This window comes from Arthrobacter psychrolactophilus, from assembly GCF_003219795.1.
In the GTDB taxonomy this organism is placed as follows: Bacteria; Actinomycetota; Actinomycetes; order Actinomycetales; family Micrococcaceae; genus Specibacter; species Specibacter psychrolactophilus.
In genome coordinates, this window is record NZ_QJVC01000016.1 from 1 (window position 1) to 14972 (window position 14972).

Here is a 14972-nt window from a genome sequence, read left to right on the forward strand (position 1 = left end):
GCATCTGCAACGACCTCGTCACCGTCGTCCAAGCAGAACTCGCACTCTAAACCACCACACAGAAGAGGCGGCCACCCTTAAGGGTGACCGCCTCTTCTGTGTTGGAGGGTGGATTAGTGTTGTCCGCCGGTGGGGCGGGCCTTGAGGGCATCGCGGATTTCGGTCAGGAGCAGCACCTGAGGATCAACGGCTGCTTCTTCTTCCTTGATGCCGAGCTTGGCATTACGACGGGCGATGATGTGGTTCATGGGCATGACGACCATGAAGTAGATCGCCGCGGCGACGATCAGGAAGTTGACGAGAACGGTGAGGAAGACACCGAACTTGATATCAACGCCGTTGATGGTCAGGAGCGCGAAGCTGTCGAAATTAGCTGAACCAAATAGTGCTGCGATAAGCGGCATCAGAATATTTTCCACCAGGGAGTTTACAACTGCCCCGAACGCTGCACCGATGACGACGGCGACGGCAAGGTCTACGACGTTGCCCTTCATTATGAAATCTTTGAATCCCTTTAACATGCCACCAAGCTACCGCACACAAGAGCATTCGGGGCGAATTTGAAGGTTAATTTTTGTGTATCACTATTTATTTGTAATCAGGGGCGCCCGGTAGCTTCAAGTACTCTTCGAAGCTCGCGATACCCTTTTTTTGCATATCTTGAGCGACAGCAACACCCACGTACCGCAGATGCCACGGCTCGGCGAGGTAGCCGGTGATACTTTCCACGCCAGGAACGTAACGAACAATGAAGCCGAATTCCGCGCCATGGGCGGCAACCCATTGTGCGGCCGCCGTTTCGGCGAAGCAACTGTCGAAATCGCATGCCGTTCCGGCATTCGCATCACCGATATCCAGGGCCAGACCGGTTTGATGTTCCGAGAAGCCCGGTCGAGCGGATGTGGAGTCTGCCGCGGATTGGCCCTTAGCGGCAACATATCCGTTGTAGAGGGAGGTCTGAACATCGTACGAGCGGTAGCTGCTCTTGATGGTGACGGCGACGCCTTGGGCGGCGGCAGCAGCAAAAAGCCGTTCTGTTGCGGTCGCGGCCTCGGCTCGCAGGGAGACGGGCTCCTCGGATCCTGCGGGCACCTGAGGTGTCACGAGGTCATTGGGCGCGTAGTTGCTTGGAATGAGGGGTCGTTGTTTGTTGACGAGAACCAGCGGGCTGTTGGGGTTAGTGATGTCCCGCAGCGCCTGATCGAGGGTTGCGGACTCTCCGCCCGCGAACAACTTTTGAATCGGTGAGTCGGCCGCGGCCCCGGCAACCGGGAGCGGGGGAGCCGGGGCGGGAGTCGCCGAGGGCAGTGCCGAGGCGTCCGCGCCCGAGGCCGCGAGTGTTGCCGACGGGCTCGATGTGGCTGACGCTTCACCCACTGTTGGTACGGGGAACTCGATGCTTGGCAGCTGGGTGGGTTCCGGCGTCGTGCTTGGAGAAGGAGCATTATCTGCCAGCACCAGGCTGTCCGGTTCCGCCGAGGGACTCATGACGAGGGCCCCGCCAAAGATCAGCCCGGCGCCGAGGACCGAGACCGCGATACCACCAGGATGGGGCCAGGAGAGAGCCCTGCGAACGCGGTCGCCCGGCGAGAGCCGGGGGCGACGCGACTGGTGGAATCCGACGACCTCCATCAGACCTTCCTCAGGAGCATCCGTTTGATGGAATGATCGGCGTCCTTGGTGAGGACCAACTGGGCGCGGCCGCGGGTGGGCAACACGTTTTGAATCAAATTGGGCTCGTTGATGCTCTTCCAGATCTTGTCGGCGGTCGCGGTGGCTTCGGCGTCGGAGAGGCCTGCATAGCGGCGGAAATAGGAATCCGGATCGGAGAAAGCGCTCGAACGCAGGGAACGGAAGCGCTCGATGTACCACTGCTGGATGTGGCTGGTCTTGGCATCGACGTAAATGGAGAAGTCGAAGAAATCGCTCACGGCCAGGCCCGAGCGGCCATCGCTGCGGGGGCGGGCCGCGGCCAAAACGTTCAGACCCTCAACAATGAGGACATCGGGGCGCCGGACTACAACTTCCTTATCCGGCAGGATGTCATAGCTCAGGTGGGAGTACATGGGTGCGCGGACTTCCTCGGCGCCGCTCTTGATGGCGCTGACGAACCGAAGCAGTGCCCGACGATCATAAGATTCCGGAAAGCCCTTGCGCGTCATGAGGCCGCGACGTTCCAGCTCCGCATTGGGATACAGGAAGCCATCGGTCGTGACAAGTTCCACATTGGGAGTATCCGGCCAGCGGCACAACATTTCCTTAAGTACACGCGCCGTGGTGGATTTACCCACGGCCACGGAACCGGCAACACCAATGACAAAGGGTGTGCGGGTGCCGCGTTCCCCAAGGAAGGTGGTGGTGGCATTGTGCAGGTGTTCGGCCGCGCCGACATAAAGGTTCAAAAGGCGTGAGAGCGGCAGATACACGTCGTGAATTTCGCGCATATTCAGTTGATCGCCGAGGCCGCGGAGACGTTGCACGTCGTCTTCATCGAGCGGTTGCTCAATTTTATTAGCCAAGCGAGACCACGTCTGGCGGTCCAATTCCACGAAAGGAGAGGCGCTGACGCTGTTGCTGGACTCGGTTCTTTGAGCTGTCACACCTGCAATTCTGCCTTGTTTGCCGGTGAGTGGGAAACGGGGCCTCACGCAAGGCTGCGATTCGCTGACACATTTTCACGGATAAAGCCCGGTAAGAGGTAGAACGTCCTGCGACTTCGGCGGGGCATATGATTGTTTTTCATGTGTGGAATTGTGGGATACGCCGGTACTGCCCCGGCTCAAGGAATTAGTTCATCGCCCAATCAGCGTGCCCTTGAGGTCCTGGTTGAAGGCTTGCGTCGCCTGGAATACCGCGGTTATGACTCCGCCGGTGTTGCCGTGGTCGGTGCGGCTGGCCTAGAAATGCGTAAGAAGAGCGGCAAGCTTGCCATGCTCCTGGAAGAACTGGAAAGCAACCCGCTGCCGGATGCTTCCACCGGAATTGGTCACACCCGGTGGGCTACTCACGGTGGGCCCACGGACGCCAATGCTCATCCGCACATTGTGGATGGCGACGCCCTGGCGGTTGTCCACAACGGCATCATTGAAAACTATGCTGCCCTGAAATCTGAGCTGCTGGCTCGCGGGCACAGCTTTAAGTCCGAGACGGACACCGAGATTGCCGCCACTCTGCTGGGAGACATCTACAGCAGATTGGCCGATTCCACCCCGGCCGAGGGGCGCCTGTCGAAGGCTATGCAGCAGGTGGCACAGCGCCTCGAGGGTGCCTTCACCCTCGTCGCCACGCATGCCGAAGAGCCGGGCGTTGTTGTCGCTGCCCGCCGTAACTCGCCCTTGGTGGTGGGTTTGGGTGACGGCGAGAACTTCCTGGGCTCGGATGTTTCCGGCTTCATCGACTACACCCGCCGTGCCGTCGAGCTGGGTCAGGACCAGGTTGTGACGATCACCGCCGACAAGGTTGAGATCACCGACTTCTTTGGCGCACCGGGCGAAGGCCGTGAATACCTCGTGGACTGGGATGCTGCCGCTGCCGAGAAGGGCGGTTACCCGTCCTTCATGGAAAAGGAAATCAACGACCAGCCCGACGCCGTCGCCCAGACCCTCCTGGGTCGCAGCGATGCGGACGGTAACCTGACGCTCGACGAGATCCGTGTTGACCCGTCCGTGCTAAAAAACATTGACCGCATTATTGTGCTGGCATGTGGCACCTCGGCGTATGCCGGCCAGGTGGCCCGCTACGCGATTGAGCACTGGTGCCGCATCCCCACCGAGGTGGAGCTCTCCCACGAGTTCCGTTACCGGGACCCCATCGTGGATGAGAACACCTTGATCGTGTCCATCTCACAGTCCGGTGAAACCATGGACACCTTGATGGCTGTGCGTTATGCCCGTGAGCAGGGCGCCAAGACGGTTGCCATCTGCAATACCAATGGCTCAACCATCCCGCGTGAATCCGATGCTGTGCTGTACACGCACGCCGGTCCCGAGATCGCCGTGGCCTCCACCAAGGCCTTCCTTGCACAGATCACCGCCGCTTACCTGCTGGGCCTGTACTTGGCACAGTTGCGCGGAAACCTGTTCCAGGGCCAGATCAAGGACATCCTGGCGGAACTGGCCAAGACTCCTGCGAAGATCGCCACGGTGCTGGAAAACGCCGATCAGATCAAGGAATTGGCCCGCAGCATGGCCGATACTCGCAGTGTGTTGTTCCTGGGCCGTCACGTTGGCTACCCCGTAGCCATGGAGGGCGCCTTGAAGCTCAAGGAATTGGCGTACATCCATGCGGAAGGTTTTGCCGCTGGCGAGCTCAAGCACGGCCCGATCGCCCTGATCGAGGAAGGCCAGCCGGTCATCGTGGTGGTTCCCTCCCCGCGCGGCCGCGACTCCCTGCACTCCAAGGTTGTCTCCAATATTCAGGAGGTCCGCGCCCGTGGCGCCAAGACCATCGTGATTGCTGAAGAAGGCGACGAGTCGGTCAAGGCTTACGCCGAGCACGTGTTTTACGTACCGGAGACCAGCACCTTGCTGGCACCGTTGCTGACCACCGTGCCGCTGCAGATCTTCGCCCTCGAGCTGGCCTCGGCCAAGGGCTTCGACGTCGATCAGCCGCGCAACCTGGCAAAGTCTGTCACGGTCGAGTAGCAAAATCGCACGCCTCGGCTCCGGCTACGGAGCCGAGGCGTGCGCTGCGCGATAGGGTTAGTTCATGATTATTGGCATTGGTGTGGACGTAGTAGATATCGAGCGCTTCGGCCGTCAGTTGGAGAGGACTCCGGGGTTGCTTGACCGCCTCTTTGTCCCGGCCGAGCGCGGACTCAACACGCAGTCGCTGGCTGCCCGCTTTGCCGCCAAGGAATCCGTGGCCAAGGCCCTCGGCGCCCCCGCCGGCATGAACTGGCAGGACTGCTGGATCGGACTCGATGAAAACGGGCCCACGATCCATGTCAAGGACACCGTCGCCGCCGTGGCCAAGGCCAAGGGCATCAAGCGCTGGCACCTGTCCATGTCGCACGACGGCGGCATCTCCACGGCCATGGTGATCGCAGAAAGCTGACATGCTCAGCGCCTATTCCGCGGCCAGCGTCCGCGCAGCGGAACAACCCCTGCTCGACGCCGGGCACGGAGCCGAGCTCATGAGGAGAGCGGCCTACGGGCTGACCATGGGCATCATCTCGGTCTTGCGCTCACGCGGACGGGCCGTCTACGGCGCCCGTGTGGCGATCCTGGTGGGTTCGGGCAATAACGGCGGCGACGCCTTGTATGCGGGTGCTGCCTTAGCCGCTCGCGGGGCACGGACGACGGCGTTACTTACCAGCGCGCGCAGCCATCCCGAGGCACTGGCCACCTTCCGAAACGCAGGCGGCCGGTGCCTTGAGCTGTCTCTTGAGACCGAGAAGGCGAGCTTTTGTGCCGAAGCCTGGGCGTCCGACGTCGTGCTTGACGGGATTCTCGGGACAGGAAGCCGCGGCGGCCTGCGGGAACCGGCGGCGAGCGTCGTGGCGGAGCTGGACCGGCTGCAGGGCGCGTTGCGGCCCCTCGTGGTGGCCTGCGATCTGCCGAGCGGCGTCGACGCCAGCACGGGGGAGGTCGACGGACCCGTGCTGCGCGCCGATCTCACGGTGACGTTTGGGGCGCACAAGGCGGGGCTGCTGAGCTCGCCGGGGGAGCAGTATGCCGGTGAGGTGCGGCTCGTGGATCTCGGGCTGGACATGCAGGGCGCCCCGGAGCTGCGCCGGTTGGAGGCCGCGGACCTGGCCGTGCTGCTTCCCGCCCCGCACAACTCCGATCACAAGTACACCCGTGGTGTGGCCGGGATTGTGGCCGGATCTGCCCGTTATCCCGGAGCCGCACTTCTCGCTGTGGCGGCGGCCTCGGCCTGCGGGCCCGGCATGGTGCGCTATCTAGGGCCGGAGCCGGTCGCCGCCGCGTTGGCGCTGCGCAATCCCGAGGTCGTGAGCTCGCAGGATTCGCCGCTTGAGGTGCGGGTGCAGGCGTGGCTGCTGGGCCCTGGGATCGACGGCGACGACGCCCAAGACGAACGAGCGCGGGACATCTTGCTCGCAGGGCGCGCCGCAAGGATTCCCACCGTGGTTGATGCCGGAGCGCTGGGGCTCGTGCAGGCCTCGGACGACGGCGGTAACGCTCACCTGGTGCTGACTCCGCACGCTGGCGAGCTTTCGCGCCTCCTCCAGCGGTGCGGCGTGGCGCGTAGCAGGGCCGAGATCGAGGCATCCCCGCGTGCCGCGGCCACGGAGGCAGCGACGGTGTTGGGCGCCGTCGTGCTGCTGAAGGGTCCCACCACCGTCGTGGCAGATCCGCTGGGTGCGATCTACACCCAGGCCAATGGCACGGCGCGGCTGGCCACCGCAGGCAGCGGCGACACCCTCGCCGGGATCCTCGTGGCGCTCCTGGCGATGGGCGGGCGCGATCTGCCCACAACAGCGGCGTTGGCGGTCGCCTTACACGGCGAACTGGCACGCAGCGCCCCGAGCACACCACTCAACGCCGGAATGCTCGCCGGGAGAATTCCCGCTGTGTGGGCCAGTGTTACGGGCGCGCGTCCAACTAGAGAATAATCACACCCCGAACTGGCAAGATGAACAGTATGACTTTTCACGCCGCGGACAACCGCTACGAAACCATGCCCTACCGCCGCGTTGGCCGCAGCGGACTCAAGCTTCCTGCTATTTCGCTGGGGATGTGGCATAACTTTGGCGACGACAAGTCGTTCGAGATCCAGCGCAATATCCTGCGCCGCGCCTTTGACCTAGGCGTCACGCACTTTGATCTGGCCAACAACTACGGCCCGCCCGCTGGAAGCGCCGAGACAAACTTTGGCCGTCACTTCAAGGACGACTTCGCCGCTCACCGCAACGAACTCGTGATCTCCACCAAGGCTGGCTATGACATGTGGCCGGGCCCGTACGGCGAGTGGGGCTCTCGCAAGAGCCTGCTCAATAGCCTAGATAGCTCCCTGACACGCATGGGCCTGGACTATGTAGACATCTTCTACAGTCACCGTCCGGACCCGGAGACGCCCATGGAAGAAACCATGGGCGCACTGGACTACGCCGTCCGCTCGGGCAAGGCCTTGTACGCCGGAATTTCCTCCTATACCCCGGCGCAAACCCTTGAAGCCGCACGGATTTTGAAGGAGATGGGCACCCCGCTGCTCATCCACCAGCCTTCCTACTCCATCCTTAACCGGTGGACCGAAGACGGCGAACCCAACCTGTATGAAACACTCGACACCGTGGGTGCCGGCTCCATCGCCTTCTCCCCGCTGGCGCAGGGTGTGCTGACCGATCGTTACCTCAAGGGTATCCCGGCCGATTCCCGGGCGGCCAAGGAACACTTCCTGCACGGCAGTGACCTGACGGAGGAAAAGATGGGCCGGGTGCGCGCGCTGAACGATCTCGCCGGCGAACGCGGGCAGTCGTTGGCTCAGATGGCGATCGCCTGGATCCTGCGCGAGCGGCCCGAGAGCAGCCCCGTCACCTCGGCACTCATCGGCGCCTCAAGTGTCAGCCAGCTGGAAAACAACGTGGCCGCCATCAACAATCTAGAGTTCAGCGAAGGTGAGCTGCGCGCCATTGACGCGTGCGCCGTCGAGCCTTCCCTCTAGGCTTTTCTTGCCCGTTGTGGGCTCCTAGCGCACAACGGGCAAGTGCACAAGAGGGGCCATTCTCTTCCCGATGGAACAAAAACGGCTTCTCGGGTGTTGACTATTATGGTTAGGGCGCCGTAGGGGCGCCAGATCCGGCCATGCCGTCGCTTCTTTATGTCTACCGTGAAGTCGGGCGTCGAACCGCACCTCAACGTGCGCGCCGGATCCGTGTGATTTTATAAAGGAGTTCCGTGTCCAATCATCCTATTCGGGTTGCCATTGTCGGTGTGGGTAACTGTGCCTCATCACTGGTCCAGGGCGTCCAGTACTACCACGATGCAGATCCGAGCGCTCAGGTTCCTGGCCTGATGCACGTCGAGTTCGGCAAGTACCACGTCAACGATGTGCAGTTTGTTGCCGCATTCGACGTTGACAGCAAGAAGGTTGGTCTGGATCTTTCCGAGGCCATCGGTGCGAGCGAAAACAACACCATCAAGCTTGCCGATGTCCCGCACCTGGACGTCCCCGTGCTGCGTGGCACCACCTTGGATGGTCTCGGTAAGTACTACCGCGAGACGATCGTTGAATCCGACGCCGAGCCGGTTGACGTTGTGGCAACCCTCAAGGCCGCCAAGGTTGACGTGCTCGTTTGCTACCTGCCCGTAGGCTCCGAGGCTGCTGCCAAGTTCTACGCACAGTGCGCCATCGACGCCGGTGTTGCCTTTGTCAACGCCCTCCCCGTCTTCATTGCCGGAACCAAGGAATGGGCCGACAAGTTCACCGCTGCCGGTGTGCCGATCGTTGGCGACGATATCAAGAGCCAGATCGGTGCCACCATCACGCACCGCGTGATGGCCAAGTTGTTCGAAGACCGCGGCGTGGTCCTGGACCGCACCTACCAGCTCAACGTTGGTGGCAACATGGACTTCAAGAACATGCTCGAGCGTGAGCGCCTGGAATCCAAGAAGATCTCTAAGACGCAGGCCGTCACCTCCAACACCTCTGCCGTGTTGGGCGAGGACGACGTGCACATTGGCCCGTCGGACTACGTTGCCTGGTTGGATGACCGCAAGTGGGCCTTCGTCCGTTTGGAAGGCCGTAACTTCGGTGACGCCCCCGTGTCTCTGGAATACAAGCTCGAGGTCTGGGATTCTCCCAACTCGGCAGGTGTCATCATCGACGCTATCCGTGCGGCAAAGATTGCCCTGGACCGCGGCATCGGTGGCCCCATCCTCTCGGCATCCAGCTACTTCATGAAGTCCCCGCCGGAGCAGTACGCCGACGATATCGCCCACGAAAAGGTTGAAGCCTTCATCCGCGGCGACATCTAACACCTCTCTCCCGACGCGGCATCACTTTCCGGCGGTTTTTCGCCGACGCCGCATCACTTTAGGGCGATAGCCTATGGGACGCTTCCTTTCGAGGGAGCGTCCCATTGCTTTTTAAAATGGTGGAACACCCTCAATGCTGGCCCTCGAAGCCGGAGGTCAGCCGAGGATCACGCCACGCGTGGCTCAAGGCTTGTCGAATCCGCTTCACCGCGTTCTGAAAACCGTCCGCGAGATCCTCCTGCGTAAAGATCAGCACAGTCCAGCCAGCGTTGTTGAAGGCCTGATCGCGACGTTTGTCGCTGAACTGCTGTAACTCCTCAAGGTGATGGGCGCCGTCGTACTGCAGGGCGAGGCGCCGGGCACGATAGCCAGCGTCAGCCGACGGCCCGCCCTCCCGGCCCCACAAGGTGAGCTGAAGTTCGGGCTCCGGCAGGCCGGCGTCGGCTATGGCCAGCCGCAAAAGGGTTTCGGGCGCAGAATCTGCCCCGACGCGCATGAGCTCCAGAGCGTCCCGGGCCCGCACAATACCTTGGAGATTGCGGTGTTGGCTCGCCATCTCGCGCAATGAGGTGAGGGTGGCGTAGGGTTCGCTGCGGCCCTCGAACTCGGCTCTGGGGCGGCGAATGAGCTGGTCGCCCAGGCAGACAAGATCGGGCAGGGGAAGTGTTCGGGCCAGATCGAGCCAGGTGCGTGAGCGTGTGCTGAGCTGCAGACCGCCCGCGGATTCGACCTCGCCGGGCAGCGCCGTCACGTTGTGGCTGACGATGCCTTTACGGCGCAGTTGCGGGAGCTGGCGGGGCTTGCTGAGGTGCAGCTCATCCGAATCGGCCAGCCAGGGCGGCAGAATGAGCGCGTGGAGCCGGGCTGCCGTGGAATGCGAAATCCAGGCGCCTGGCGAAGCAGCCGAGAGCACCCGGGCGGCGTCCCGGAGATCAAAAGTCCACGCATCGGGCCGGTAAATCCCGTGGCTAACGTTGATGAGCCGGCCGTGCTTGAGCTGATCCGCGGTCAAGCCAGCGGCGAGGGCCTCACGGTAGGTGAGGGGCACCTCGGGGAGAGAGAACGCGTCGCTGGGTTCCATTGTTTAATTGTGGCCCCGAGGGGACACCCGCTGCAGAAGTTATCCACAGCCTAGAAACGGCGGCCGGCCCCCACACAGTTGTGGAGGCCGTAAGCTGATGCAGCGTTGGTGAAAAACCGCACTAAAGTGGTGCGGCGTTGGGGGTTAGGGGGCGATCCAGAGGGTTGTCTCGGCCGGGATCGTCCCGCCCGAAGCTTCAACCGCAGCAGGCTCGCCGGAGCTGAGGACCACCTTGGAAAGGTCGACGTCGGACGGCAGTTGTCCGTCATCGGCACCAAAGTTGGTGATGACCTCCCAGCCGTTGGGGCGGCGGTAGTGCACCACCGTCGCCTCGGGCGCGCTGAGCCACTCGAGCGACTCCTCGGCCTGCAGCGAGCGGCGCAAAGCCAGCGCGGCACGGTACATCTCCAGCGTGGAGCCCGCGACACCGTCCTGAGCAGCCGCCGCCGAAGCGCCGAATGATTCGGGCTGCGGCAGCCAGGGCGTGCCGCCAAAGCCAAAGTTGGGCTCGGTGGCAGACCAGGGCAGGGGAACACGGCAACCGTCGCGGCCCTTGATCTTGTGGTCGGTGCGGAACCAAGTGGGGTCCTGCAAAACAGACGCAGGAAGGTCCGCAGCCTCCAAGAGGCCCAGCTCCTCGCCCTGGTACAGATACGCCGATCCGGGCAGGCCCAGCATGAATAACGTTGCGGCCCGGGCCCGGCGCACACCGCGCGCTAGATCCAGTACGGGAGAGGCTCCGCCGGACAGTAACCACGCCTCGAGATCCTCGCGCGTACTGCCATCAGGGAAGGCATAACGCGAGGGATGGCGCACCACATCGTGGTTGGAGAAAACCCAGGTGGAGGATGCTCCCGACGCGGTTGCTTCCGACAGGCATTTCTCCGCGATGGAACGGAACTTCACGGCCGAGAACGGCGCCTCGAGCAGATCAAAGTTAAACGCCTGACCCAATTCAGTGGGACGAGCATACTTCAGCCGGCGATCCGTGAACGGCACCCATGCCTCGGCCACGGCAGCCCTGGGCGGATCATATTCGTTGAACACCGAGCGCCACCCCTCGAAGACCTCATGCACGGCATCGCGGTCAAAGAGCGGGTCGCCGCCATCAGCAACCACAATCTCCAGCGACGGCTTGGAACGCAGCGGCAGTGACATGTCCTTGACGAGCGCGTGCGCCACGTCGATGCGGAAACCATCCACGCCGCGGTCGGACCAGAAACGCAAGGTCGTGTGGAAATCCTCGCGTACCTCGGGATTGTCCCAATTGAAGTCCGGCTGTTCCGCGGCGAAGAGGTGCAGGTACCACTGGCCCAGGGAACCGGCGTTCGGGCCGGACTGCTCCATCACTCGTGTCCAGGCACCCCCGCCAAAGTGGGAGGGCCAATCCGAGGGCGGCAGCTCGCCGTCGGCCCCTAAACCATCGAGGAAATGGTATCGGGCGCGCTCGGTCGACCCCGGGGCCGACGCCAGCGCAGCCTGGAACCATTCATGCCGGTTGGAGCTGTGGTTGGGCACCACATCGACGATGACGCGGATGTCAGCGGCGTGCGCAGCTTCCACCATGGTGTCGAAGTCATCCAGGGAGCCAAGCCGGGGATCAACGTTGCGGTAATCGTCGACGTCGTATCCGCCGTCGGCCAGGGCAGAGGGGTAGAACGGGCTGAGCCAGATCGCGTCAATCCCCAGCGCCGAAAGGTAGGCCATGCGTGAGGTGATGCCGGGCAGATCGCCCATGCCATCGGCATTGGAGTCGGCAAAGCTGCGAGGGTAGATCTGGTACACGGCGGCTTGACGCCACCACAAGGACTCGGAGGTGGGCACAGACATTATTTGATGGATCCTCTCATGACGCCGGAAATAACCCAGCGCTGGGCGAATAAATAGATCAGAAGCAGCGGCGCCATGGCCATCAGATACGAGGCAAATGCCGTGGCGTAATCGGTATTGAATTGTCCCTGGAAAACGTACTGAACCAGCGGCAGGGTGCGGGTGTTGGGATCGGAAAGAATCACCAACGGGAGCAGGAAATCATTCCACGCCCACAGACAGGTCAGGATGCCTACGGTAGCGTTGATGGGCGTCAGGATGGGGAAAATGACTTTCCGATACGTGGTCCACACGCTGGCGCCGTCCATGATGGCTGCCTCTTCCAGCTCGGCCGGGATGGACTTGATAAAGGCCGTGTAGACAAAGATATTGAAGCTCAGTCCGTACACCGTGTATAGCAGGAACAAGCCCACCGGGTTATCGAGCCCCAGCACCGCCATCTCCTTTGTTACGGGCAACATGATGATGGGGAAGGGGACAAAGAGCGCCGCGATGAAGAAGTAGTACAGCGCCTTGAAGAACGGGCGGTGCATATTGCGGGCGATCGCATAGGCCACGAGCGAGTTCGTCAGGATGGTCAGGATGACCGCGGCCACCGTGACGATCCCCGAGATCAGCAGCGCATGCGGGAAATTCGTCAGTTGCCAGGCGTTGGAAAAGTTCTCCCAGTGAATACTGGTGGGTAAGGCGAGGCCGTTGCCGCCAAGCTGGTCCGAGGACTTCAGCGCCGTGACAATCGTGAAGTACAGCGGGATCAAAATGGTCAGGGAGAGGACCGCGATGAGCAGGGTCACCGGGATATTCACGGAAGTACGACGGCGGGACGCCCGGCGGGTGCCGGTCCTCACCTGGGTGGGGGTGGGGTTTAGTGTGCTCATGAGAAGTCAGCCTCCTTGCGCGAGAGAACGCGCAGCTGCAGTAGTGACAGGACCACGATGACCACGAGGTACACCACGGAGTTGGCCATTTGGTAGCCGTATTCTCCGCCTTGGAAGCCGCCGCGGTAGATGACCATGGAGACCGATTCGGTGGAGGTTCCGGGGCCACCGTTGGTCAACGCCACGATTTGATCGAAGGCCTGCAGCAGGCCCTTGAGGGCGAGCACCATGTTGATCGTGAAGAAGCCGGAGATGAGCGGGAAGGTGATGGACCAGAACTGGCGCCACGGTGAGGCGCCGTCGAGACTGGCCGCCTCGTACAGCTCGCCGGGAACTGTTTGAAGTCCGGCCAGGTAGATGATGACGCTGAAGGCGATGGACTGCCAGGCCGTGACGCCCACGATGCCCAGCCAGGCCAGATCGGGGTTGGCCAGGATGGAGGTGGAGAGCCACTTGATCCCCAAAGCCTGCCCAATGAGCGGCAGATTGTTGGAGAGCAGGTAGTTGAAAACGTAGCCCACGATGAGCACGGACAAGATATTGGGGATGAAGAAGATCCCGCGGAAGGCCGTCTGGTACTTGATCTTCGAGTTCAGCAAGATGGCGATGAACAAGGCGCCAACGTTGACCACGATCGTGGTGGTGATGGCAAAGATAAAGGTGAAGCCGTAGGAGGCGAGGATCCGATCGTCCTTGAACAGGTTCACGTAGTTGTGGATTCCTACGAAGTTCCATTCGCCGTACCCGGCATAGTTCGTGAAGCTAAAGAACATGCCCGTCAGGGTGGGGATGGTGTGCAGGATGACAAAGAGCACCAGGGCCGGAATGACCATCCAGTAAAAGGTCTTGTTGACCCGGGAAGGCTTGCGGCGTTGCAGGCCGGCTGAGGTGCGGGGCCGTAATGCTTTGGCTGAGGAGATACTCATGACCTAGTCCCCTTTCTTGGTAACGGTGCGGGCGGCGACCTTCTCAAATTCGTGATCCATGCGGGTCAGGAATTCGCCTTGCTTGCCGTCGAGGATGTATTGCTGCAACAGCGGGGCCAGCGGAATACTCGGGGGCACATGATGATCGAAGTAGCCAATGACCTTGCCCTCGGCAAAGAGGCCCTGCATGCCGGCCAGCGCCGGGTCAGTGCTAGGTGCGGCGTCCAGAACGGGTGTCAGCGAGGACTGGGCGCCCGCGTAGTAGTTCAGAACAGTCGGGCTCATGAGGTAGTCCACGAACTTTTGCGCCTCGAGCGGATGCTTGGTGTCCTTGCCGATCGCCAGGGTCACGTCGACGCCGGACACCAGGGTGGTCTTGGCTGGATCGTTGGAGGTGGGATACGGGAAGGACGCGATCTTCGCGTCAGGATTGGCGGCGCGGATCGCGGGGATAGCGAAGCTGCCCTGCAGATACATGGCGGACTCCCCGGCACCGAAGGCGGCATTGCCGTCGTTGTATCCGGCCGCTTCGGCACCCGGCTGGGCGTAGCTGAACAACTTCGCCAGCTTCGTGGCTGCCTCCCCGCCGTTCTTGTCGAAACTAAACTCCCCGCCGCTGGCCGTCCAGCCCGATGAGCTCACATCGTCGAAGAACGTTTCGGGCATGAGGTTTCCGGCGAGGTTCACAAAGGAGGGTTGAATCGTCCAGGCGTCCTTGAGCGTCATGAAGAAGGGGTTGACGCCCTGGGACTTGAAGGTGTCGGCTGCGGCAATCAAGCCATCCCAGGTGGTGGGTACGGAGACACCGTACCTGGCAAAGATCTCGGGGTTGTACAAGATTCCGCTGGCGTTGTTAGCAAACGGCAGGCCGTTGCTTTCGCTGCCGTGGCAGGTCCCCAAGCCATTGAGAATATTCTGCACGGAGGGATTGACCCGTGCGGCAGTGGGCAGTTTGGACAGATCGGCAAAGACGCAGGCCTGGGCCAGATCACCAAAGTTGCCGTTGCCATTCAGCGTTAGAACATCCGGTGTCTTGTCCTTGACCAGGAGCGTACGGATGGCCGTGTCCGGGTCGGGAACGTTATTGATCACGACGTCGATCGTGGGGTTAGCAGCCTCAAAATCGGCCACGATCTGATCGAATTGGGCCACGGCTTCGGGCTTGAACTGGAAAAAGTCGAGCTTGACGCGGCCATCGTCGGCGGCGCCGCAGCCGCTCAAGGCCAAGACCAGGGCAAGGCCGGCGGCGGTGCGTGCCACCACCGAACCAGACGATTTTGGGCGCGCGGTAGCTAGGCGAGTTGTTGCTTTCATGCGA

Annotated in this window: 13 protein-coding genes; 5 read left to right on the forward strand and 8 right to left on the reverse strand. The window is 62.0% G+C overall.

Going from position 1 to position 14972, the window contains the following annotated elements:
* Positions 1–113 precede the first annotated feature (113 nt).
* The 3 genes from mscL to coaA all read right to left on the reverse strand — a co-directional run bounded on the left by mscL (position 114) and on the right by coaA (position 2600).
* A complete protein-coding gene (mscL, locus tag CVS30_RS13340) occupies positions 114–521 on the reverse strand; it encodes a large conductance mechanosensitive channel protein MscL (protein ID WP_110485827.1) in 408 nt (135 codons plus the stop codon).
* A 67-nt stretch (positions 522–588) separates the two neighbouring features.
* On the reverse strand, positions 589–1632 hold the full coding sequence (locus CVS30_RS13345; protein WP_245934599.1) for a M15 family metallopeptidase: 1044 nt from the start codon (positions 1630–1632) through the stop codon (positions 589–591).
* On the reverse strand, positions 1632–2600 hold the full coding sequence (gene coaA, locus CVS30_RS13350; RefSeq protein ID WP_110485828.1) for a type I pantothenate kinase: 969 nt from the start codon (positions 2598–2600) through the stop codon (positions 1632–1634). Before coaA ends, CVS30_RS13345 begins: the two co-directional genes overlap by 1 nt.
* 141 nt (positions 2601–2741) lie before the next feature.
* Here coaA and glmS point away from each other — a divergent pair, with 141 nt between their 5' ends.
* From glmS to CVS30_RS13375, 5 genes are all read left to right on the forward strand, one after another.
* On the forward strand, positions 2742–4643 hold the full coding sequence (glmS, locus tag CVS30_RS13355; RefSeq protein WP_110485829.1) for a glutamine--fructose-6-phosphate transaminase (isomerizing): 1902 nt from the start codon (positions 2742–2744) through the stop codon (positions 4641–4643).
* A 64-nt stretch (positions 4644–4707) separates the two neighbouring features.
* Positions 4708–5055 (forward strand): holo-ACP synthase, encoded by a 348-nt coding sequence (locus CVS30_RS13360; protein ID WP_110485830.1) that lies wholly within the window; start codon positions 4708–4710, stop codon positions 5053–5055.
* A 1-nt stretch (position 5056) separates the two neighbouring features.
* Positions 5057–6577 carry an NAD(P)H-hydrate epimerase gene (locus CVS30_RS13365; protein ID WP_110485831.1) on the forward strand — a complete coding sequence of 507 codons (1521 nt, stop codon included), beginning with the start codon at positions 5057–5059 and terminating at the stop codon, positions 6575–6577.
* 29 nt (positions 6578–6606) lie between these two features.
* Positions 6607–7626 carry an L-glyceraldehyde 3-phosphate reductase gene (gene mgrA, locus CVS30_RS13370; RefSeq protein WP_110485832.1) on the forward strand — a complete coding sequence of 340 codons (1020 nt, stop codon included), beginning with the start codon at positions 6607–6609 and terminating at the stop codon, positions 7624–7626.
* A 233-nt stretch (positions 7627–7859) separates the two neighbouring features.
* Positions 7860–8939: an inositol-3-phosphate synthase gene (locus CVS30_RS13375; protein ID WP_110485833.1), complete on the forward strand. Its 1080-nt coding sequence runs from the start codon at positions 7860–7862 to the stop codon at positions 8937–8939.
* A 130-nt stretch (positions 8940–9069) separates the two neighbouring features.
* Here CVS30_RS13375 and CVS30_RS13380 read toward each other — a convergent pair whose 3' ends face one another.
* From CVS30_RS13380 to CVS30_RS13400, 5 genes are all read right to left on the reverse strand, one after another.
* Positions 9070–10020, reverse strand: a complete 951-nt coding sequence (locus CVS30_RS13380; protein ID WP_110485834.1) for a DUF559 domain-containing protein — start codon at positions 10018–10020, stop codon at positions 9070–9072.
* 144 nt (positions 10021–10164) lie between these two features.
* Complete coding sequence (locus CVS30_RS13385) at positions 10165–11850, reverse strand: glycoside hydrolase family 13 protein (RefSeq protein ID WP_110485835.1); 1686 nt, start codon at positions 11848–11850, stop codon at positions 10165–10167.
* Complete coding sequence (locus CVS30_RS13390; RefSeq protein ID WP_110485836.1) at positions 11850–12728, reverse strand: carbohydrate ABC transporter permease; 879 nt, start codon at positions 12726–12728, stop codon at positions 11850–11852. The genes CVS30_RS13385 and CVS30_RS13390 overlap by 1 nt, the downstream gene beginning before the upstream one ends.
* On the reverse strand, positions 12725–13654 hold the full coding sequence (locus tag CVS30_RS13395) for a carbohydrate ABC transporter permease (protein WP_110485837.1): 930 nt from the start codon (positions 13652–13654) through the stop codon (positions 12725–12727). Before CVS30_RS13395 ends, CVS30_RS13390 begins: the two co-directional genes overlap by 4 nt.
* A gap of 3 nt (positions 13655–13657) precedes the next feature.
* Positions 13658–14968 carry an ABC transporter substrate-binding protein gene (locus CVS30_RS13400; RefSeq protein WP_110485838.1) on the reverse strand — a complete coding sequence of 437 codons (1311 nt, stop codon included), beginning with the start codon at positions 14966–14968 and terminating at the stop codon, positions 13658–13660.
* Positions 14969–14972: the final 4 nt, after the last annotated feature.

Coding starts and splice junctions, on each gene's coding strand:
- mscL (WP_110485827.1), bottom strand. CDS start 521: ATGTTAAAGGGATTCAAAGATTTCATAATGAAGGGCAACGTCGTAGAC.
- CVS30_RS13345 (WP_245934599.1), bottom strand. CDS start 1,632: ATGGAGGTCGTCGGATTCCACCAGTCGCGTCGCCCCCGGCTCTCGCCG.
- glmS (WP_110485829.1), top strand. CDS start 2,742: ATGTGTGGAATTGTGGGATACGCCGGTACTGCCCCGGCTCAAGGAATT.
- CVS30_RS13360 (WP_110485830.1), top strand. CDS start 4,708: ATGATTATTGGCATTGGTGTGGACGTAGTAGATATCGAGCGCTTCGGC.
- CVS30_RS13365 (WP_110485831.1), top strand. CDS start 5,057: ATGCTCAGCGCCTATTCCGCGGCCAGCGTCCGCGCAGCGGAACAACCC.
- mgrA (WP_110485832.1), top strand. CDS start 6,607: ATGACTTTTCACGCCGCGGACAACCGCTACGAAACCATGCCCTACCGC.
- CVS30_RS13380 (WP_110485834.1), bottom strand. CDS start 10,020: ATGGAACCCAGCGACGCGTTCTCTCTCCCCGAGGTGCCCCTCACCTAC.
- CVS30_RS13385 (WP_110485835.1), bottom strand. CDS start 11,850: ATGTCTGTGCCCACCTCCGAGTCCTTGTGGTGGCGTCAAGCCGCCGTG.
- CVS30_RS13390 (WP_110485836.1), bottom strand. CDS start 12,728: ATGAGCACACTAAACCCCACCCCCACCCAGGTGAGGACCGGCACCCGC.
- CVS30_RS13395 (WP_110485837.1), bottom strand. CDS start 13,654: ATGAGTATCTCCTCAGCCAAAGCATTACGGCCCCGCACCTCAGCCGGC.
- CVS30_RS13400 (WP_110485838.1), bottom strand. CDS start 14,968: ATGAAAGCAACAACTCGCCTAGCTACCGCGCGCCCAAAATCGTCTGGT.